The sequence below is a fragment of the Pseudomonas boreofloridensis genome, from assembly GCF_030580795.1.
Taxonomy (GTDB): domain Bacteria; phylum Pseudomonadota; class Gammaproteobacteria; order Pseudomonadales; family Pseudomonadaceae; genus Aquipseudomonas; species Aquipseudomonas boreofloridensis.
Genome location: NZ_JAUQOQ010000004.1, coordinates 20,877 through 39,245, shown reverse-complemented (window position 1 = coordinate 39,245; position 18,369 = coordinate 20,877). Strand labels below are relative to the sequence as shown.

General features: G+C 61.3%; 15 protein-coding genes and 1 tRNA gene. 9 read left to right on the top strand and 7 right to left on the bottom strand.

What is annotated here, in order from left to right; genetic code table 11:
• Positions 1-106: 106 nt before the first annotated feature.
• The 8 genes from dapA to Q6A47_RS06035 all read left to right on the top strand — a co-directional run bounded on the left by dapA (position 107) and on the right by Q6A47_RS06035 (position 8,231).
• On the top strand, positions 107-994 hold the full coding sequence (dapA, locus tag Q6A47_RS06070) for a 4-hydroxy-tetrahydrodipicolinate synthase (RefSeq protein WP_039579451.1): 888 nt from the start codon (positions 107-109) through the stop codon (positions 992-994).
• A 17-nt stretch (positions 995-1,011) separates the two neighbouring features.
• Positions 1,012-2,127, top strand: a complete 1,116-nt coding sequence (bamC, locus tag Q6A47_RS06065) for an NlpB/DapX family lipoprotein (RefSeq protein WP_029611874.1) — start codon at positions 1,012-1,014, stop codon at positions 2,125-2,127.
• The gene (locus Q6A47_RS06060) at positions 2,128-2,886 is read left to right on the top strand and encodes an MBL fold metallo-hydrolase (protein ID WP_039579447.1); all 759 of its coding nucleotides are present in this window, start codon (positions 2,128-2,130) and stop codon (positions 2,884-2,886) included.
• Positions 2,887-2,915: 29 nt separating this feature from the next.
• On the top strand, positions 2,916-3,626 hold the full coding sequence (gene purC / locus Q6A47_RS06055; protein ID WP_304483562.1) for a phosphoribosylaminoimidazolesuccinocarboxamide synthase: 711 nt from the start codon (positions 2,916-2,918) through the stop codon (positions 3,624-3,626).
• A gap of 90 nt (positions 3,627-3,716) precedes the next feature.
• Positions 3,717-3,806: transfer RNA gene (locus Q6A47_RS06050), tRNA-Ser, on the top strand.
• A gap of 442 nt (positions 3,807-4,248) precedes the next feature.
• Complete coding sequence (locus Q6A47_RS06045) at positions 4,249-5,190, top strand: LysR family transcriptional regulator (protein WP_304483561.1); 942 nt, start codon at positions 4,249-4,251, stop codon at positions 5,188-5,190.
• Between the two features lie 499 nt (positions 5,191-5,689).
• Positions 5,690-7,144 (top strand): aldehyde dehydrogenase family protein, encoded by a 1,455-nt coding sequence (locus Q6A47_RS06040; protein WP_304483560.1) that lies wholly within the window; start codon positions 5,690-5,692, stop codon positions 7,142-7,144.
• Between the two features lie 142 nt (positions 7,145-7,286).
• A complete protein-coding gene (locus Q6A47_RS06035; RefSeq protein WP_304483558.1) occupies positions 7,287-8,231 on the top strand; it encodes a catalase family peroxidase in 945 nt (314 codons plus the stop codon).
• Positions 8,232-8,254: 23 nt separating this feature from the next.
• Here the strand turns inward: Q6A47_RS06035 and Q6A47_RS06030 are convergent, their stop codons facing one another.
• From Q6A47_RS06030 to Q6A47_RS06010, 5 genes are all read right to left on the bottom strand, one after another.
• A complete protein-coding gene (locus Q6A47_RS06030; protein ID WP_304483556.1) occupies positions 8,255-8,680 on the bottom strand; it encodes an SRPBCC family protein in 426 nt (141 codons plus the stop codon).
• A gap of 92 nt (positions 8,681-8,772) precedes the next feature.
• Entirely contained in the window at positions 8,773-9,708 is a 936-nt protein-coding gene (locus Q6A47_RS06025; RefSeq protein WP_304483554.1) for a cupin domain-containing protein, read from the bottom strand.
• Between the two features lie 24 nt (positions 9,709-9,732).
• Positions 9,733-10,590 (bottom strand): formate/nitrite transporter family protein, encoded by an 858-nt coding sequence (locus Q6A47_RS06020; RefSeq protein ID WP_304483553.1) that lies wholly within the window; start codon positions 10,588-10,590, stop codon positions 9,733-9,735.
• A gap of 1 nt (position 10,591) precedes the next feature.
• Positions 10,592-12,055, bottom strand: coding sequence for an AdeC/AdeK/OprM family multidrug efflux complex outer membrane factor (gene adeC / locus Q6A47_RS06015; protein ID WP_304483551.1), 1,464 nt, complete (start codon positions 12,053-12,055; stop codon positions 10,592-10,594).
• 61 nt (positions 12,056-12,116) lie between these two features.
• The gene (locus Q6A47_RS06010) at positions 12,117-12,773 is read right to left on the bottom strand and encodes a DsbA family protein (protein ID WP_304483550.1); all 657 of its coding nucleotides are present in this window, start codon (positions 12,771-12,773) and stop codon (positions 12,117-12,119) included.
• 175 nt (positions 12,774-12,948) lie between these two features.
• Here Q6A47_RS06010 and Q6A47_RS06005 point away from each other — a divergent pair, with 175 nt between their 5' ends.
• Complete coding sequence (locus Q6A47_RS06005) at positions 12,949-13,875, top strand: LysR family transcriptional regulator (RefSeq protein ID WP_304483548.1); 927 nt, start codon at positions 12,949-12,951, stop codon at positions 13,873-13,875.
• Between the two features lie 68 nt (positions 13,876-13,943).
• Here the strand turns inward: Q6A47_RS06005 and Q6A47_RS06000 are convergent, their stop codons facing one another.
• Positions 13,944-17,027 (bottom strand): efflux RND transporter permease subunit, encoded by a 3,084-nt coding sequence (locus tag Q6A47_RS06000; protein ID WP_304483547.1) that lies wholly within the window; start codon positions 17,025-17,027, stop codon positions 13,944-13,946.
• A gap of 24 nt (positions 17,028-17,051) precedes the next feature.
• Positions 17,052-18,176 carry an efflux RND transporter periplasmic adaptor subunit gene (locus Q6A47_RS05995; RefSeq protein ID WP_304483546.1) on the bottom strand — a complete coding sequence of 375 codons (1,125 nt, stop codon included), beginning with the start codon at positions 18,174-18,176 and terminating at the stop codon, positions 17,052-17,054.
• Between the last annotated feature and the right edge of the window lie 193 nt (positions 18,177-18,369).

Sequence of the window (18,369 nt, the reverse complement as noted above, 5' to 3'; positions counted from 1 at the left end):
AGCGAAAAGCGGCGCCGAGGGGAATGCTCCGCCCGCCAGCTTCGCTTGTGCAAGGTCGATGGCGCCAGTACCATTACCGCTCTCTTTTTCCGGCAGGAGCAGGTTCATGATCGCGGGCAGTATGGTGGCACTCGTCACACCCATGGATGCACAAGGGCGTCTGGATTGGGAAAGCCTCGATAAACTGGTCGACTTCCACCTGGAAAAAGGCACTCACGCGATCGTTGCCGTCGGCACCACCGGCGAATCCGCCACCCTCGACGTCGAAGAACACATCCTGGTCATCAAGCACGTGGTCGAGCGCGTCAAGCGCAGCCCGCGCCGCATCCCGGTGATCGCCGGCACCGGCGCCAACTCGACGGCCGAGGCCGTGCACCTCACGCAGAATGCCAAAAGCGCCGGAGCCGATGCCTGCCTGCTGGTCGTGCCGTACTACAACAAGCCGACCCAGGAAGGCCTGTACCAGCACTTCAAGCACATCGCCGAAGCCGTCGATATCCCGCAGATTCTGTACAACGTGCCCGGCCGCACCTCCTGCGACATGCAGGCCGAGACCGTGATCCGCCTGTCGAGCGTCAAGAACATCATCGGCATCAAGGAAGCCACGGGCGACCTGGCCCGTGCCAAGGCGATCATCGAAGGCGTCGACAAAGAGTTCCTGGTGCTGTCCGGCGATGATCCGACCGCTGCCGAACTGATCCTGCTGGGCGGCAAGGGCAATATTTCCGTCACTGCCAACGTCGCTCCGCGCGAAATGGCCGATCTGTGCGAGGCCGCCCTTGCGGGCAATGCCGAGAAGGCCCGCGAGATCAACGATCGACTCATGCCGCTGCACAAGAACCTGTTCTGCGAAGCCAACCCGATCCCGGTGAAATGGGCGATGGTTGAAATGGGTTTGATGCACAAAGGTATTCGCCTGCCGCTCACCTGGCTGAGCCAGGGTTGTCACGAACAAGTCCGTACTGCCTTGCGCCAGTCCGGCGTACTGGTTTAATCGAGGAAGTACACCGCATGAAGCGACTGGCTGGTCTTTCCGCTCTCGCCCTGATCATCTCCAGCACCAGTGGGTGCGGCTGGCTCTGGGGCGAAGATGGCTATTTCCGCGACCGCGGCAGCGATTACCTGCAGGCGCACTCCACTGCGCCCATGCAGCTGCCGCCGGACGCCACGCATGTCAAACGCATGGATCCGCTGCTGCCGATCCCGCGCAACGTGGCCGACGACACCGCCACCGGCGAGTTCGAGGTGCCTCGTCCGCAGCCGCTGTCGGCCAGCGCCGACGTCAGCGAGTTCACCCTGCAGCGCAGTGGCGCCAATCGTTGGGTGCTGGCTCAGCGCTCGCCCGCCGAGGTCTGGCCGGTTACCCGCCAGTACTTCGAGGACAACGGCTTCCGCATTGCCGAAGAGCGCCCGCAGACTGGCGAATTCAATACCACCTGGCAGCGTTTCGATGAGCTGTCCGCCTCGCTCGGCCAGCGTCTGGCCAGCACCTCCAGCAGCCCGAACAGCGAAGTACGTGTACGGGTGCGCATGGAGCCGGGTGTGCAACGCAACACCTCCGAAGTCTACGTGGTCAGCGTCGAGCGTCCGGCCGGCAGCAGTGCCGAGCCCGATTTCCCGAGCACGTCGAGCAACACGGGCGTCGATGCACTGCTGGTCGACGAACTGCTGGCCAGCATGAACCGCAGCGCCGAGAAGGGTGGTTCGGTGTCGTTGCTCGCCGAGCGCGACTTCGACGTGCCCAGCCAGGTCAGCCTGACCGAAGACGGCAGCGGCAACCCAGTGCTGTTCCTCGGTTCCGACCTGGACCGCGCCTGGTCGGGCGTGGGTCGTGCGCTGGAGCAGGGCGAGTGGCGCGTCGAGGACATCAACCGCAGCCTGGGCCTGTACTACATCAACCTGTCCGAGAAACCCGAAGACAAGAACGATCAGCCCGGCTTCTTCAGTCGCCTGTTCGGCAGTGCGCCGAGCAAGGAAGAACGTGAAGCTCGCGCCGAGCGTTATCAGGTCCGCCTGAGCAAGGTGGGTGAGAACGTTCAGGTCACCGTCGAGAAGAACATCAACACCGTGGCACCGGCCGATGTGGCCCGTCGCGTGCTGAGCGCCATCCAGGACCGACTGGGCTAAGTGCGCTTCGCGGTACTGGGAAGCGGCAGCCAGGGAAATGGCACGCTGATCGCCAGCGACGACACGTTCGTCCTGGTCGACTGCGGCTTCTCCCTGCGCGAAACCGAGCGGCGCCTGGCGCTGCTCGGGGTGTCGGCCGCACAGCTGAGCGCTGTGCTGGTGACCCACGAACATGCCGACCACGTGCATGGCGTTGGGTTGCTGGCGCGGCGCTACAATGTACCGGTGTACCTCAGCCAGGGCACGCTGCGCGGCATGCGCAAGCCGGTGGAGGTCGCCGGCTTTCTCGGTTGTGGCGACGTGCTGGAGGTCGGCAGCCTGCAGGTCAGCGCGGCGCGGGTCGAGCATGACGCGCAGGAGCCGCTGCAGTATGTGGTCAGCGACGGTCGCCGCCGCTTCGGCATGCTCACCGACCTGGGTAGCTACGACATGCGCCTGTTGCAACGCTACGAAGGCCTCGACGCCTTGCTGATCGAAGCCAACCACTGCCGTGATCTGCTGGCGCGCGGGCACTATCCGTACTTTCTCAAGCAACGGGTCGGCGGCAATCAGGGCCATCTGAACAACCATCAGGCCGCCAACCTGGTGGCCGAGCTGGGTTGGCGACACCTGCAGCATCTGGTGTTGGCCCACCTGAGCAGCAAGAACAACCTGCCACAACTGGCGCGTCAGTGCTTCGTCGACACCTTGGGGTGCGATCCGGACTGGCTCCAGGTGGCGAATCAGGAACACGGGCTCGACTGGCGCGAAATCGCCTAGCCCAACCATTCAAGCAAGCGGAGCCCATCATGGAAAAACGCGACGAACTTTACCGCGGCAAGGCCAAATCGGTGTACAAGACCGACGACGCCGACCGCCTGATCCTGCTGTTCCGTAACGATACCTCGGCGTTCGACGGCAAGCGCATCGAGCAGCTCGATCGTAAAGGCATGGTCAACAACAAGTTCAACGCCTTCATCATGCAGAAGCTCGAAGAAGCGGGCGTGCCGACCCAGTTCGACAAGCTGCTGGGCGACAACGAGTGCCTGGTCAAGAAGCTGGACATGATTCCGGTCGAGTGCGTGGTGCGCAACTATGCTGCCGGCAGCCTGGTCAAGCGCCTAGGCGTGGAGGAGGGCATCAAACTCGAGCCTTCCACCTTCGAGCTGTTTCTGAAGAACGATGAGAAGGGCGACCCCTTCATCAATGAATCTCACGTGGTGGCATTCGGCTGGGGCACCGCCGAGCAACTGGTGGAGATGAAGAAGCTGTCGCTGAAGGTCAACGACGTGCTGAGCAATCTGTTCGACGACGCTGGCCTGCTGCTGGTCGACTTCAAGCTGGAATTCGGCGTTTTCCACGGCCAGATCGTACTGGGCGACGAGTTCAGCCCTGACGGCTGCCGTCTGTGGGACAAGGAAACCCGCAAGAAGATGGACAAGGACCGCTTCCGCCAGGGCCTGGGTGATGTCATCGAGGCGTACGAAGAAGTCGCCAAGCGTCTGGGCGTGCCGTTGTAATCGGCGCCCTCACGCAAGCGCCTGATACCACGCGAATTTTTTCAAAAAAAGTTTGCTAGAAACGAAAACGCTGGTATGATGCGCGCCACTGGAGAGATGCCGGAGTGGTCGAACGGGACGGATTCGAAATCCGTTGTACTGGCAACAGTACCTAGGGTTCAAATCCCTATCTCTCCGCCATATTTAGAAAACCCCGAGTTGCTAATAGCACTCGGGGTTTTTTATTGGCTGAAATTTGATGAGGCACGAATCCTGCCTTTCCCATGATCTGCCCATCTTCGCCACGGCCAGGCCTCGAAAGGTGTCGGCGAGGTGCTCCATTGCGCTGATGGGCGACTCCAGCTATTGCCAGCATTGGCGCTTGCGCATTGCCCACGCGAGTGGAGCATCAGCGGAGCTGGTTCTGTCACTGCGGGTGATAGCTGCTATCGGGAGAACTAATTAGTTTTGTCCGACTTGCCTCTTTACGCTTTGTACTTTAAAGCGGCCGTTGCTCTGTCCGCGAGGGTAGCGGTTCACAGCCGCGTGCATTGGCGTACAAGAAGTTTTGAACCGCAGTGTATTGCTTCCCTCGCCGGATGGTTGCCATTCGGACATCGCTGTGTCGATCTTGTGGGGAAACATGAACAAACTGTCCGAGATGCAAAGTTTCGTCAGTGCGGTGGACAGCGGCAGTTTCGCTGACGCCGCACGTCGAATGGGAATTGCCAAATCCGTTATCAGCCAGCGCATTCGCCAGATGGAAATGCGGTTGCACTGCATTCTGCTCGAGCGTGGCAGACAACTGACCTTGACCGAGGCGGGCCAGACCTTCTACAGCCAGTGCGTGCGTATCCTCGAGGATGTCGCCCGCGCCGAGGATTCGATCTCGCTGCGTAGCACTCAACTGACCGGTAACCTGCGCTTGTCCGCGCCCATGGTCTTCAGTTGTGGCCACTTGGCCTCGATCATGGCGCAGTTCGCGAGCCTGTATCCGGCGCTGAATCTGGACATCGAGTTCGACGACCGCCATTTGCGTCTGCAAGAGCATGACTTCGACGCGGCTATTCGCATCGGTCAGGTGCAGTACAACACGTTGATCAGTAGAACCCTGGCACCCAATCGCCATGTGATCTGCGCCAGCCCCGACTATCTGGGTCGTCACGGCACTCCACGCAAGCCCGAAGACTTGGTGGACCACCATGCGATGCTTTATCTCAATCGCGAGCCCCATGGCATGTGGACCCTTGCGGTGAACGGCGAACTGAAGTCATTCCGAGTTCGCAGTCGACTACGCACCGACAATGGCTTTCAGTTGCTCGAATGCGCCAAGGCGGGCATGGGCCTGGCCATTCTCCCGACCTTCCTCGCAGCAACGGCGATCGCGTCTGGGCAGTTGCAGGTGGTATTGGCCGATCACCCGCCACCGGGTGGACACTTTTCGCTGGTCTATCGACCCTCCCGGCGCGATTCGCCCAAAATCAAAGCGCTCGCCACCTTCCTTTCGCAACAGATCAGCGAGCCCTCGCCGTGGGACAGCATGATCCTCGATGCCGACCGCCCATTACAGGAGGGTTCGGCCTAGACGAATCGACCGTTTGGTTTTCGCCGTCTTATGAGTCCTGCGTCTCTCTCCTAAAGTACCGGCTGTCCGTAGGTGAAACGATTGAGGATTTAGATATGACGGCAGAGATGGAAAATGCCATCGCGGACCGATGTGTGACAGATCCCCGCAGCGGCCGAATCCATTGCGACGTCGTCGGCGCCAGGGCTGTGCTTCTGCGGCGACTCAGCGAGAGGGGGAGGGGGCATGCGCTGTCGGTGGCGACGGGTCATTCATTCGATTTGGATCGGTGTCCGCCTCCCCTGGGCACCTCCCACCCTCCTACCTCGACCGTACCGGTGTGAACCCTGGCACTCCACCGCCTGTGGCCAATCCGCAGGCTCGTGTCAGTGGCCTTGAGGGACTGAGCGCGGTCGACCTTCCATTCTGTCTGACGTTCCGTCAGTAGCCACCACTATCACGGTGATCGCTCCGGCCGAGAAAATTGCCACGCTTTACGAGGGTAAGGAGTAGTACGGGTATGCAACCCATGATTGCTTTCAACTGGATCGACGGTGACTGGGTCGACAGTGAACAACAAAAGATGTCGATTGATCCTGCAACTTCAGAGTGCATTGGGCGCTACGCCGACGGCAGCCGTGAAGAGGCGAGGCTGTCTATCGAAGCCGCGCGCCGGGTGTTCAGGGGCAGCGCCTGGAAAGATGATCGGCTGCTGCGCGCGCGGGTGCTGTTGGAATTGGCCGATGCGTTCGAGCGCAATGCCCAGCCGTTGATCAGTTTGCTGGCGTTGGAGAATGGCAAGCTCAAGTCTCAAGCCGAGTTCGAGGTCTCGATGGTGCCGTCCAAGCTGCGCTATTACGCCTCGGCAGCCCGAACCGAGTATGGCCGCAGCGCTGAGCCTGCGCCTGGCAAGCTGTCGCTGATGATCCGCCAGCCGGTCGGCGTGGCCGGAATCATCGTGCCTTGGAACTCACCGGTAGTGCTGCTGATACGCTCCCTGGCCCCTGCACTGGCTGCAGGGTGCACCACGGTGATCAAGATGCCTGGGCAGACAGCACAGACCAACGCCTTGATCGCCCGCATCCTGTCCCAGTCCAAGTCGCTGCCCAAAGGCGTGATCAACCTGTTCAGCGAGTTGGGCATGGAGGGTTCCAAGTTGCTGGTGGAATCGCCCAAGGTTCCGGTTATCAGTTTTACCGGCAGCACGGCGACAGGACGGGCGATCTCGGCGGTCGGCGCGGCTCACCTGAAACGCTTCGGTCTCGAGCTGGGTGGCAAGACGCCAATGGTGGTGTTCGCCGATGCTGATCTCGATGCCGTGGTTCCGACCTTGGTGCAGGCACTGATCGTGTTCGCCGGGCAGTTCTGCATGACCGGTTCGCGTCTGCTGGTGCACCGCGATATCGCCACGGCGCTGATCGAGCGATTGGCGGCTGCGCTGCAGGCGATCAAGGTGGGGCCAGCAACGGACCCGGCCAGTGAAATGGGGCCGCTGATCGACAAACAGAATGTTCTGCGCGTCGAGCGTTTGGTCGAGGCGGCGATCGCCAGCGGCGCCAAAGTGATTGTGCGTGGTGGTGCGGTGACCGAGGGCCCTCTGAGCAAAGGTGCCTTCTATCGCCCGACGCTGCTTCAGGTCGACGACCCGGCGCTGCCTATCGTCCATCAAGAGGTATTCGGGCCAGTGCTGACCGTTCAACTGTTCGGTTGCGAGCCTGAGGCGATCGAATTGGCCAACGACAGCGAGTATGGCCTGGCGGCCAGCGTCTGGACGCGAGATGTCGACCTGGCCATGCGCGCGGCGCGTGACATCGAAGCCGGGACTGTGTGGATCAACGACTGGGCGGTGGTGTATGACGAGTTCGAAGAGGGTGGCTACAAGCAATCGGGTAAAGGGCGGCTCAACGGGCTAGCGGCGCTGGATGATTTCCTTGAGCACAAGCACATAGCGCTCAATCCAGGCGTGCGTCGCTGACGTGCCTGCCTCACCTAAACGACCCGGGCCGCGTCTGCGGGCTGTCCTGGTCGCCTCGAGCCTTTCGCTCTGCGCGGTACCCTTCCCGGTCCTGGCGTGTGAAGGACCTCGCGCGGTCGAATCTTCCTGCTGGAGCAGTTCGATGAATCAAGATACGCTTTATGACGCTTTGCTCGATGCGCTGTACGCAACGTTCGGTCAGCATCCGGGCTTTCGTGTCGCGCATGCCAAGGGCTTATTGCTCAGCGGTACTTTCGTTGCCAGTACACAGGCACGTACCCTCAGCCGCGCCGCGCATCTGCAAGACGAGCCGGTTGCAGTGATGGCGCGGTTTTCCAACTTCAGCGGCCTGCCGGGCACGGCGGACGGCGATCCCATGGCCAGCCCCCATGGTTTGGCCATACGCTTCGCGTTGCCCGACGGCAGCTCGACAGACATCGTCAGTCATTCCTTCAACGGTTTTCCAGTCGCGACACCCCAGGCGTTTCTGGCCTTTTTACGCGGGATCGCAGCCAATGGCGGCTCGACCCCCGATGAGCGTCCGCTGCAAGCGTTTTTGGCCACCCATGCCCAGGCCAGAGCGTTTCTCGAGACGCCCAAGCCGGCGCCACGCAGTTATGCCGGGATTGCCTACTACGGCGTCAATGCGTTTCAGTTCATCAATGATGAGGGGCAGTTGCACGTGGGGCGCTACCGCATCGAACCGATGCTGGCCTCAGGTGTACTCAGCCCGTCACAGGCCGCTGCGATGCCTGAGGACTACCTTCAGGAGGAGCTGGCCGCACGCTTGGCCGCCGGGCCGATTCGCCTTCGCCTGGTGTTGCAACTGGCCACCGCGCGCGACAACAGCGCCGATGGGTCGATCGCCTGGCCAGCCAGCAACCCACAGTTGGAGCTGGGTGAGATCACGCTCGAACGCCTGGTACCTGCTGCCGATCAGCTGCAGCGACAGCAGCGGATGGGGTTCAATCCAGGCAATCTGCCTGATGGTATCTCACCGAGCGCTGACCCCATGATCAAAGCGCGCCAGGGCATCTACCAGCGCGCACTGCTGCGCCGAGGCGTCACATCCCCTGCAGATGACTGACGCCTCGCCACGTGCTCATCCGTTCACGATTTGCGCGGCAGTTCCAGGGCGTTGCGCAAGTCCTGCAATCCTGCATGGAACAACTCCGCGAAAGCATGCCTGAGCGTATCCGTCTCTTTCGCACTTGCGCGAAATTCGCAGCTCCAGGTCACCAGAGTCGCATCCGGGCCGGATGCGGTAGCGCTCAAGGTGGCTTCATAGGCCTCTACTTGAAACGGTGCCGAGGTGATGGTGTAGCTGTAGAAACGATTTTTTTCCGAGTAGCCAAGAAGCCGTTCGACCACGCTGTCACCGTCTCGGGTCTGCAAGTAGCGATACAGCCCGTCGTCGGACAAGTGGCAGGTATTCACGCTGGAGCACCATGAGGCCAATGAGCCGAAGCCTGCGATTTTCTCCCAGACTTTATCCGTGGGTGCCCAGATGAGCAGTTGCGCATTGACTGTGGACATGAGGGGTACCTCGCCAGGGGGCAACCGCCGCCTGGCTCAGGGGAATGATTGGAAGGGGCTGACGGTGCGTCAGCCCAAGATGACGGCGCCTATCAACTGAAGCGAATGTCCAGCGAGCGGAGGTAGGTCTGCAGACCGGCGTCCTGGATTGGGATCAGGTAGGCATCCTGGTCCTTGGACTCGTTGTAGTGCGCGTGCCAGTAGCCAGGCGGGGTGACGAAGGCCAGGCCAGGCTCCCAGTCGACTCGGGTCGGGTTGACGATCTGACCGTTGTCGTCCAACGCGGTACCCACGAGGGTGTAGCAGCCAGGTGGGCAGTCGATGATGAAGTCCAACGCCACGGATTGGTGACGGTGCGGTTTCTGCACCGCACCGGAAGGCACGATGCCGTACATGGCCCAGAGCACGTGGGTCACGGTACGGGTCTGAGGGAAATGTTTGTTGCCCAGTAGGATACTGACCCGGCTACGGTCAGATGCACGCGGGTCGTTCGCAGCTTCCTGAAGCTTGGCATTGGCCACTTCGGCCGGGTAGAGCGTCGGGGTGAAGCGTTCGCTGGCGCTCTTGACTCCGAGGTAGCGCAGCAGCGGCTCGTCATGCACGTAGTACAACCGCGCGTCCTGGGTGGCTTTGAGAACGGTGTCGCGCAAGCCCGGCATGGTGATGAAGCTGCCACGGTCCCAGTCGAAGGATTCGTTGCCATAGGTGAAGCTGCCAGCACCTTCGATGACATAGAGCACTTGAGACGTGGCATTGGGTTGCAGCGTCAAGCTGTCGCCGGCATTGAGACGGATGAAGTTGGCGCTCAGCCCCGGGCTGGTGGCAGGGCCTTCGGTGCCCAGGCGCTCGCTCAGGTCCAGTGCCACGATTCGGCTCGGGCCGTCGCTGTAGAGCGAGCTGGGAAAGGTCTGGAAGGGAACCTGGGAAATCAGCTTGGCGGCGATGGGGTTGGCGGCCTTGCTGTACTCGAAGTACTCGGCGTCCTGTACCGGAGTCTGGGAAACAGGGAGATTATGGACAGTGCTCATGGTCTTTTCCTCATCAGGGGTGGGTCAGTTCGATGTTGCACGTTGGGGGCCGGGTTTGGCCGGACTACCAGGCTCGAGTGCCAGCACGTTGACCCGCTGGCCACGCGTTGAGCCTTTGTTTGGAGAAGCGTAGGAGACGTAGAACGCCAGGCCGACGAAAACGATGCCGCCCACGGCGTTGCCTAGCAGGACGCTGGACAGGTTGGCCAGTACCTGGCCAACGCTCAGGTCGCCGGCGAACAGCGCCGCCGACAGCAGGAACATGTTGGCGACCACGTGCTGGAAGCCGATGGCGGCGAAGGCCATGATCGGGAACCAGATGCCGAGGATCTTGCCGGTCATGTCCCGAGCGACATAGGACATCCATACCGCCAGGCACACCAACCAGTTGCAGCCGATGGCCGAGACGAAGGTCGGCACGAACGTCGGTTCAACTTTGCCGTGGGCGGCGTGCAGGGTGTGCTCCAGGTAGATCCCTTCGCTCAGGCCCACCACGTAGCCAAAGGCGTAGGCGACGAACATCGCGCCGAGGGCATTGGACAGACCGACGATCAGCCAGTTGCGGATCAAGTGCCTGAGGGTGATGCGCCGCGCAAGGCGGGCCAGGAACACGCTCATCAGGTTGCCGGTGAGCAGTTCGCCACCGGCGAGGATGATCAGGACCAGGCCGACCGGAAAAACGGCCGCGCCCAGAAGCGTCGCCAGCGACGCCCACTGCTCGGGGATCACCGTGCTGACCCGGATGGAGAGCAGATAAGCCATGCCCACCAGCGCACCCGCCATGAAACCCAGGATCAGCATTTTGTGCACAGGCAGATGGGCTTTCTTGACACCGGATTCGATCAACGCTGCAAGCGTTTGCTGAGGCGTGTTCAGGCTCATGTCATGACTTCCTGTTCAGACGGTTGAGTGCGATGTCACCGGCATCGCGTATGTGTGAGTCTTCCTGCCAACCGCCGCCCAAGGCCTTGTACAGGTTGACTTCGCTGGTCAGTTGCGAAAGACGTTCCAGAATCAGCGCCTGCTGCGCGCCGAACAGGCTGCGCTGGGCGTCGAGGAACACCAGGTGGTTATCCACGCCCAGGCGATAGCGTTGCTCGGCCAACTCATAATAGGTGCGGGTTTCACCGACCAGGTCGCGTTGGGCCCGCAACTGCGCCGCATAGGTAGTGCGTGCCGCCAGCCCGTCGGCCACTTCCTGGAAGGCGGTCTGGATAGTCTTCTCGTAGCGGGCGATGTCGATGTTCTTCTGGATCTTGGCGTAATCCAGATTGGCCTTCAGGCGGCCTGCGGTGAAGATCGGCAGGTTGATGTGCGGTTGGAACAGCCAGGTGCCCGATCCGCCCTTGAACAGCCCACCCATATCCGGGCTCAATGTGCCGGCATTGGCGGTCAGACTGATGCTCGGGAAGAATGCCGCGCGTGCCGCGCCGATATTGGCATTGGCGGCTTGCAGCAGGTGTTCTGCCTGGAGGATATCGGGGCGTCGAGTCAACAGGTCCGAAGGCAGACCCGCCGGTACCTGCGCTATTTGAGCGGCCTCCAGCTCCAAAGGCTTGGCGAGGTCGTCCGGGATGCCGGTACCCAGAAGTAGCGCGAGCTGATTGCGGTCCTGTGCAACCTGGCGCTGGTATTTCGAGTAACTGGCGCGGGCGCTTTCGACGGAGGTCTTCGCCTGGCTGACATCCAGTGCCGTTGCGGTGCCGATGTCATGGCTCTGGCGGGTTAGCTCGAAGCTTTCCTGGTAGGACTGCAGGGTGTCCTGGGTCAGCGCGAGCAGAGCCTGGTCGGCCTGCCAAGTGAAATAGGCGTTGGCGACGCTGGCGACCAGCGATATCTGGATGGAGCGGCGGGCTTGTTCGGAGGACAGGTAGGTCTGCAGGGCCTCTTCGCTGAGGCTGCGCACCCGACCGAACAGATCCAGCTCATAAGCGCTGACACCCAAGGTAACCGCGTACTGACTGTCGATGCCGGCGTTGCCGCTGTCCCTTACCCGCGCAGACAGTCGTTGACGGCTACCATTGGCGTTGGCCGAGACCTGTGGCACCTGTTCGGCGCGCTGGATGCGGTACTGGGCGCGATAGGCCTGGATGTTCAAGGCGGCCACGCGCAGATCGCGGTTGTTGAGCAGCGCGGTCTGGATCAACTGCTTAAGTGCCGGATCCTGAAACACCTGGCGCCAGCCTTGTTCGGCCGCCGCCACCTGCGCTGCTGCGGCTGGCGAGTCAGCCGGGCCTTGCGGCCATTGGGTAGCGACGGGCGTCTCGGGCCGGTGGTACTCGGGAATCAGTGAGCAACCGCTCAGGATGAAGGCTGTCAGGCCCACGGACAGCAGTGATCGTTTCATGGCGAATCTCGCTCGAAAATGGAATGCCAGGTCTGCTCTCGGCGGTGAGGGCAGGTATCGGTCAGGCGGCAGGTTGGTCGCTCATCAGTTGGGTGAGCGCATCGGCGAATTTCTCTGGGCGCCCCAGGTAACGGCCCAGAGGCAGCACCTGCAATTGCCCATCGCGCTCAAGGGCGAAGGTCGGAAATCCGCTGGCGGCCAGCGCTCGGAGCTGGGCGTTGCTGGCATCGATGTGCATTTCGACCCGATCACCCAGTAACCGATCCAGGGCGTCGCCAAACGCTTTGGGCTCCAGGCCAATCGCTTGCGCGGCTTCGAGCAGGACTTCGCGCTCGGCAATGGCGCGGCCTTGCTGGTAGTACATATGCTGTAATTGCTTGACCATCTCGACGCCTTGGTCGGACAACTGCTCGGCAGCCAGCATCGCGGCGATCGGCGGTGTGGAGTCCAAGTGGATATCGGTGCGCATCTGCACGCCGTCGACGTAGGGCGCTCCGAAGGTCTGGCCGCTCAGGGCGGTGATTCGCTGTTCGTGGGGTCTGACGAAGTCGCGCCATTGCGCGCTCATGTCGATGGCTTGATCGCCCGAGAGCATGCCCACGCCGTGGGGCTGCACGGTCAAGCCGTCGATGGCCTGGGCGGCGCTGACCATCGGGGCGGCGGCGTAGCACCAGCCGCAGAAGGGATCGTAGAAATAATGGAGAGTCGAAGGCTTCATCAGGTGTGCTCCACAAAGATTCGATGGCATCGACGAGGCGGTAGCATCTGGCTATCCGCCGCGTCTTCGGTATGAATCAACTTTATGGCTTTTGCCCCGCCCTGATAATCCGGTTAAATAGCGAAGCATCTATGCGTACAACGCACAGACCCCTCTCACTGTATGGATCGGCCTCATGGATACCTTCGCTGCGATCAAAGCATTTGTCACCACTGTCGAGCATGGTGGGTTCGCGCCTGCCGCTCGCCATCTGAAAGTGGCCACATCGTCGGTCATCCGCCAGGTCGACAGCCTGGAGCGCCACTTGGCGACCTTCCTGCTACATCGCACTACACGCAAGGTGTCGCTGACCGCGGCAGGGGAGGTGTACTACGAGCATGCGCAGCGTCTGCTCACGGACCTGGAAAGCGCACACCGCGAGGTCGCCGAAGCCGACGGCCCGCCCACTGGCCTGTTGCGCGTGAGCTTGCCGGTAGCGTTCGGACAATTGCATGTCTCGCCGATCTTGCACCGGTTCATCGAGCGATACCCCGGTATCAGCCTGGATATCGACCTCAATGACCAAGTGGTCGACCTGGCTGCCCAGCGCTTGGACCTGTCCATTCGCCTGGGTGGGATCAATGCGACCAACGTCATTGCCCACCGCCTGGCGCCTCATACCCGTCTGTTGTGCGCCAGCCCGGCGTACCTGCTCAAACATGGTATTCCTGAGAACCCTGTGGATCTCGAGCAGCACCAGTGTCTGCGGTTTTCGTACAGCACTGGCGGCCAGGTCTGGCAGTTCACCAATGGGCACGTTGAGTCGGTCAAGGTCTCTGGGCCGCTGCGTGCCAACAATTCGCAGATGCTGCGTGAGGCCGCGCTCAATGGTCTGGGTATCATTCTCATGCCGAGTTGGCTGGTGGGCGAAGATATTCGCGCCGGACGCCTGGTGCAGGTACTGGGGCAGTGGCGTGCGGGGATCGACAACGACGATGAGTCGGTGCATGCCCTGTACCTGCCGACTCGTCGAGGTTCGAAGAAGGTTCGCGCCTTCATCGATTTTCTCGCCGAGCAATTCGGAGATCCGCCTTATTGGGAATGCAAGGATACTCAGGGCTGAACGCACAGCGCGCCGGTCGATAGACTGGCGCGCTGTGCGTACGCTTGGGTAACAGGCCGCCCTTGCGGTCAGGTGTACAGACTCGCGTCTTCCAGCTCGCGTTCACGCTGCGACTTGTGCCCGCCATTGTGGTCGACGGCGATGAACGAGTAGGTCACCGGCACCACGAACAGGGTGAAGAGGGTGCCGACCAGCATGCCGAACACCAATACCACACCCAGGTCGTGCCGGCTGTGGGAGCCCGCGCCACTGGCGAAGATCAGTGGAATGAGCCCGACCACCATAGCAGCCGTGGTCATCAGGATGGGCCGCAGCCGTACCTTGGCGGCTTCGATCACGGCCTGCACCTTGCCCATGCGCTGCTCGTGCTGCAGCTCATTGGCGAACTCCACCATCAGAATGCCGTGCTTGCTCACCAGGCCGATCAACGTGACCAGGCCGATCTGGGTGTAGATGTTGATGGTGCCCATTCCCAGTGCCAGCGGCACCAGTGCCCCGAACACCGACAGCGGCACGCTGATGAGGATGATCAATGGGTCACGCAGGCTTTCATACTGAGCGCTGAGCACCAGATAGATGACGATCAGCGCGAACACGAATGCCAGGCTCAGCGAACCCCCTTCATATTTGTACTGGCGGGCGTCGGACAACCAGTCATAGCTGTAGCCTGGGGGCAGCTGAGTTTTCATGTACTGTTCGAGGAAATCCACGGCTTGGCCGATGGTGACGCCGGGGGCTGGCACCGCCTGGAAGGTCGAAGCGTTCATCTGATCGTACTGGGTCAGTTTGTTGGGCGCAGTGAAGTACGAAATGCTCACCAGGTTTGACAGCGGCACTTGGCCGCCGAAGCTGCTCTTGACGTAGTAACCGGTCAGCGACTCAGCGGTCAGGCGCTGCTCACGGACCGCCTGGGGAATCACGTCGTAGCTGCGGCCCTGCATCTGGAAGCGGGTGATGTAGTCTTCGCCGACCAGCACCGACAAGGTGTCGCCAATGTCCTGCATGGTGACGCCCAAGCGGTTGGCTTTGGTCCGGTCGATGTCGAGCCTGACCATGGCGTTGTTGAAGTCCAGGTCGCTGTCGACGACCGCGAACAGTCCGCTGGCGCGGGCGGCTTCCTTCATCGACTCCATCACCTTGTACACCGCCTGGTGATCGGCTGGGCCCTTGACCACGGTCTGCACCGGCAGCCCGCCCGTGGATCCAGGCAACGGTGGCAATTGGAAGGAGAACACGTTATTGCCCTCAATGCTCCCCACGCGCTCCTGCATGTCGGCCTGGATCTGCCCGGCTTCGCGGTGACGCTTGGACCAGTCCACCAGGTTCACGCCGCCGATGCTGTTGGAGATCCCGTCGCTGCCGTTGATGAGCCAGGTGAAATCGCCTTCGGGAATATCTTTGAGGGCATCGTTCCATTTACGCGAGAAGGCTTCGACGTAGTCGATGTTGGCGTTCTGCGGCGATTTGACCATGGTGAATACGATGGCCTGGTCTTCGACCGGTGCCAGTTCGGTCTTGATGTGGCTGAGCAAGACCGGCAGCGAGGCAATCAGCGCTGCGGTGAACACTACCGTGATCCAGCGGTGGCGCAGCGAATGCTGAATGATGCGCTCATAGCCTGTGCTCAGGGTGTGGAAGAAGGACTCTGAGATTCGCGACACGAAGCTTTGTTGGCCGTGGGCTTTGAGCAGGTAGGAGCTCATCACCGGAGAAAGGGTCAGCGCAATGAAACCGGACACGATGACCGAGGAGGCCAGCGTGAAGGCGAATTCCTTGAACAGCTCGCCTGTCAGGCCTCCCATGAATCCGATGGGCGCGTAGACGGCGGCCAGGGTCAGGGTCATGCCGATCACCGGTTTGGCCACTTCGCGGGCACCGATCAACGCAGCAATGGTGGGCGATTTACCTTCCTCGATATGACGGTGCACGTTCTCCACGATGATGATCGCGTCATCCACCACCAGACCGATTGCCAGCACCATGGCCAGCAGGGTCAGAAGGTTGATGCTGAAGCCCAGCGCGACCATGAAGATGGTGGCGCCAAGCATTGACAGCGGAATGGTGACCACGGGCACCAGTACCGCTCGCAGGTTGCCCAGACTCAGGTAAATGACCAGGATGACGATCACGATGGCCTCGATCAGGGTGTGCTGCACCTGATCGATCGAGGCACTGATGAAGCGCGCCTGTTCGTAGGGAATGGCAATGGTCATCCCGGCGGGCGCACTGGCCTTGATGCTGGGCAGAGCCTGGTTGACATCGGCTACGATATCCAGCGGGTTGGCGCTGGGCGCTGCGTTCAGGCCGATGTAGACCGCGTTTTCGCCGTCCATCAGCGCGCTGCTGTCCACCGACGCTGAACCCAATTCGACCTTGGAGATGTCACGCAGGTGGATGATCCCTTCGGGTGTATTCTTGACCACCATGTCGCGGAAGTCGTCGACCGATTTCAACTCGGTGTTGACGCTGATGTCGTTGACCGTGAAGTAACCCTTGGCGCGGCCAGGCGCGGCTTGCACGTTGTTGGCCTTCAGCGCGTCGGACAACTCGCTGGCCGAGATGCCATGGGCCGACATGCGGTCGGCATCGAGCCAGATGCGCATGGCCATTTTCTGCGAGCCGGGCATGATCACGCTGCCCACGCCTTTGATCGAAGACAACTGCGGTTTGACCTCGCGCTCGATGTAGTCGGAAATCTCGGCGGTGGTCATGGTCTTGCTGGCGAAGCCGACGTAGATCACTGCCAACGCTTCACCGGCGCTCTTCTCGATCACAGGGTCGTAGGCTGCCTGCGGTAACCGGTATTTGACCTCGCTGACTTTGGCCATCACCTGGGTCATGGCCTTGTTCGAATCGGCGTTGAGCTTCAGGCGAATGGAGATCAGACTCTGGCCCTGGATCGAGCTCGAGGTCATGTAGTCGATGTCTTCCACGGTCGCCACCGATTGGGCGATGGTCTGGGTCACGAACGCTTGCATGGTGTCCGGCGAGGCGCCGGGGAACTTGGTGGTGATCGTCAGCGTGGCGCTGCTGATCGCCGGGTATTGCCGGATGGGCAGTTTGCTGGCGGCGACCAGGCCCAACAACAGCACCAGTAGGCTCAGCACCAGCGACACCACAGGGCGTCGGACGAAGATGTCTGTGAATTTCATGGGGGACTTTTCCTGGTCGCCGAACTATTGGAGGGAACGCTTGGCATCGCTCTGGGCGATCGAGACGATATCGCTGGGCAGCACCTCGACCTTGGCTTTGTCGTACAGGCGCAGTTGTCCGGAGGTCACCAGTTCCTGGCCCTCCTCGATGCCATCGAGCAACTCGACCTTGCCGTCGAAGTGCTCACCCACCTTGACGCCGCTGACTTTCCTGACCTGCGGTGGGGTCTGGCTGCGGTCGACGACAAAGACGTAATCGCCGTAGCTGCTGTAGCCTATGGCCGTATCCGGCGCTGTGATCACGCTGTAGCGTTGGGCCTTGGTGATGACACCGTTGACATACAGTCCCGGCCGCAATGCCCGGTCGGAGTTATCGAAGGTGGCCTGGACTTTGATTGTGCGCGTTTGGGGGTCGATCATCGATTCGACAGTGGTCAGCACGCCGTTGAAGATCTTCCCTGGGTACGCGTCGCTGCGCACCGCAACCTGTTGCCCCACCGTCAGATCGGCGAGCACCGCCTCGGGCATGATGAGGTTGGCGTACATGGTGTTCGGGTTGACCAGAGAGACGATGGGTGCGCCGGATCCGACGTATTCACCCAAATTCACGCGGCGCACGCCCAATTGACCGTCGAAAGGTGCGCGGATCTGTTTCTGATCGATGCTGGCCTGGATGTTACGGATGTCGCCCTGGAGCTGCTGGTATTCGGCTTTCTTCTGCTCCAGGTCTTCGACGGTCGAAGCGCTCAGCGCCTGCAAACGCACTGCGCGGTCGTAGCGGTTCTTGGCATTGGGCAGGCGCGCTTGGAGACTGGTCAGTTGACCTTGTTCGGGCGCATCATTGAGCTGGATCAGCAGGTCGCCTTTTTTCACCGTGTCGCCGGCCTTGAACAGGATGCGTGTTACCTTGCCGCCGGTTTCAGCCGTGATCAGCACCTGTTGCGCGGCCTCGATTTCACCGATCCCGCTGCGCTGTACGAAACGCTGTTCGCGCGTGGCGGGCGCAACGGCGACCTTGAGCGGGGCGATCAGGGCCGGCGTCGAGTCGCCTGCGCCAAACAGGCCGTTGGGAATCGTCAGTTTCAAGGCGACGGCGATCACGCCGAGTGCCACGATCGACGATAAGGCTATTTTCTGTGATCTGTTCATGACTGCATCTCATCAGGGGAATCGGGAGCGGGCGCTGGCGATTGCGAGCGTCCTCGTGATGGATTCAATGGTATGGAAGCGGCAATAGCCTGATAAGCGAGGGGATACGGCTAACAGCGTTGCGCGTTATGCATAGATTCCCTTGAGAATTGCCACCCGTAGAAGGCGCGTGACCTGTTGGGCGGTGCATGGA

What these genes read in the sequence shown, in the direction of transcription:
- Q6A47_RS05995 (WP_304483546.1), bottom strand. Translation starts at nt 18,176, where the DNA reads ATGAACAGATCACAGAAAATAGCCTTATCGTCGATCGTGGCACTCGGC.
- Q6A47_RS06045 (WP_304483561.1), top strand. Translation starts at nt 4,249, where the DNA reads ATGAACAAACTGTCCGAGATGCAAAGTTTCGTCAGTGCGGTGGACAGC.
- purC (WP_304483562.1), top strand. Translation starts at nt 2,916, where the DNA reads ATGGAAAAACGCGACGAACTTTACCGCGGCAAGGCCAAATCGGTGTAC.
- Q6A47_RS06025 (WP_304483554.1), bottom strand. Translation starts at nt 9,708, where the DNA reads ATGAGCACTGTCCATAATCTCCCTGTTTCCCAGACTCCGGTACAGGAC.
- Q6A47_RS06020 (WP_304483553.1), bottom strand. Translation starts at nt 10,590, where the DNA reads ATGAGCCTGAACACGCCTCAGCAAACGCTTGCAGCGTTGATCGAATCC.
- Q6A47_RS06035 (WP_304483558.1), top strand. Translation starts at nt 7,287, where the DNA reads ATGAATCAAGATACGCTTTATGACGCTTTGCTCGATGCGCTGTACGCA.
- Q6A47_RS06010 (WP_304483550.1), bottom strand. Translation starts at nt 12,773, where the DNA reads ATGAAGCCTTCGACTCTCCATTATTTCTACGATCCCTTCTGCGGCTGG.
- bamC (WP_029611874.1), top strand. Translation starts at nt 1,012, where the DNA reads ATGAAGCGACTGGCTGGTCTTTCCGCTCTCGCCCTGATCATCTCCAGC.
- Q6A47_RS06000 (WP_304483547.1), bottom strand. Translation starts at nt 17,027, where the DNA reads ATGAAATTCACAGACATCTTCGTCCGACGCCCTGTGGTGTCGCTGGTG.
- dapA (WP_039579451.1), top strand. Translation starts at nt 107, where the DNA reads ATGATCGCGGGCAGTATGGTGGCACTCGTCACACCCATGGATGCACAA.
- adeC (WP_304483551.1), bottom strand. Translation starts at nt 12,055, where the DNA reads ATGAAACGATCACTGCTGTCCGTGGGCCTGACAGCCTTCATCCTGAGC.
- Q6A47_RS06005 (WP_304483548.1), top strand. Translation starts at nt 12,949, where the DNA reads ATGGATACCTTCGCTGCGATCAAAGCATTTGTCACCACTGTCGAGCAT.
- Q6A47_RS06040 (WP_304483560.1), top strand. Translation starts at nt 5,690, where the DNA reads ATGCAACCCATGATTGCTTTCAACTGGATCGACGGTGACTGGGTCGAC.
- Q6A47_RS06030 (WP_304483556.1), bottom strand. Translation starts at nt 8,680, where the DNA reads ATGTCCACAGTCAATGCGCAACTGCTCATCTGGGCACCCACGGATAAA.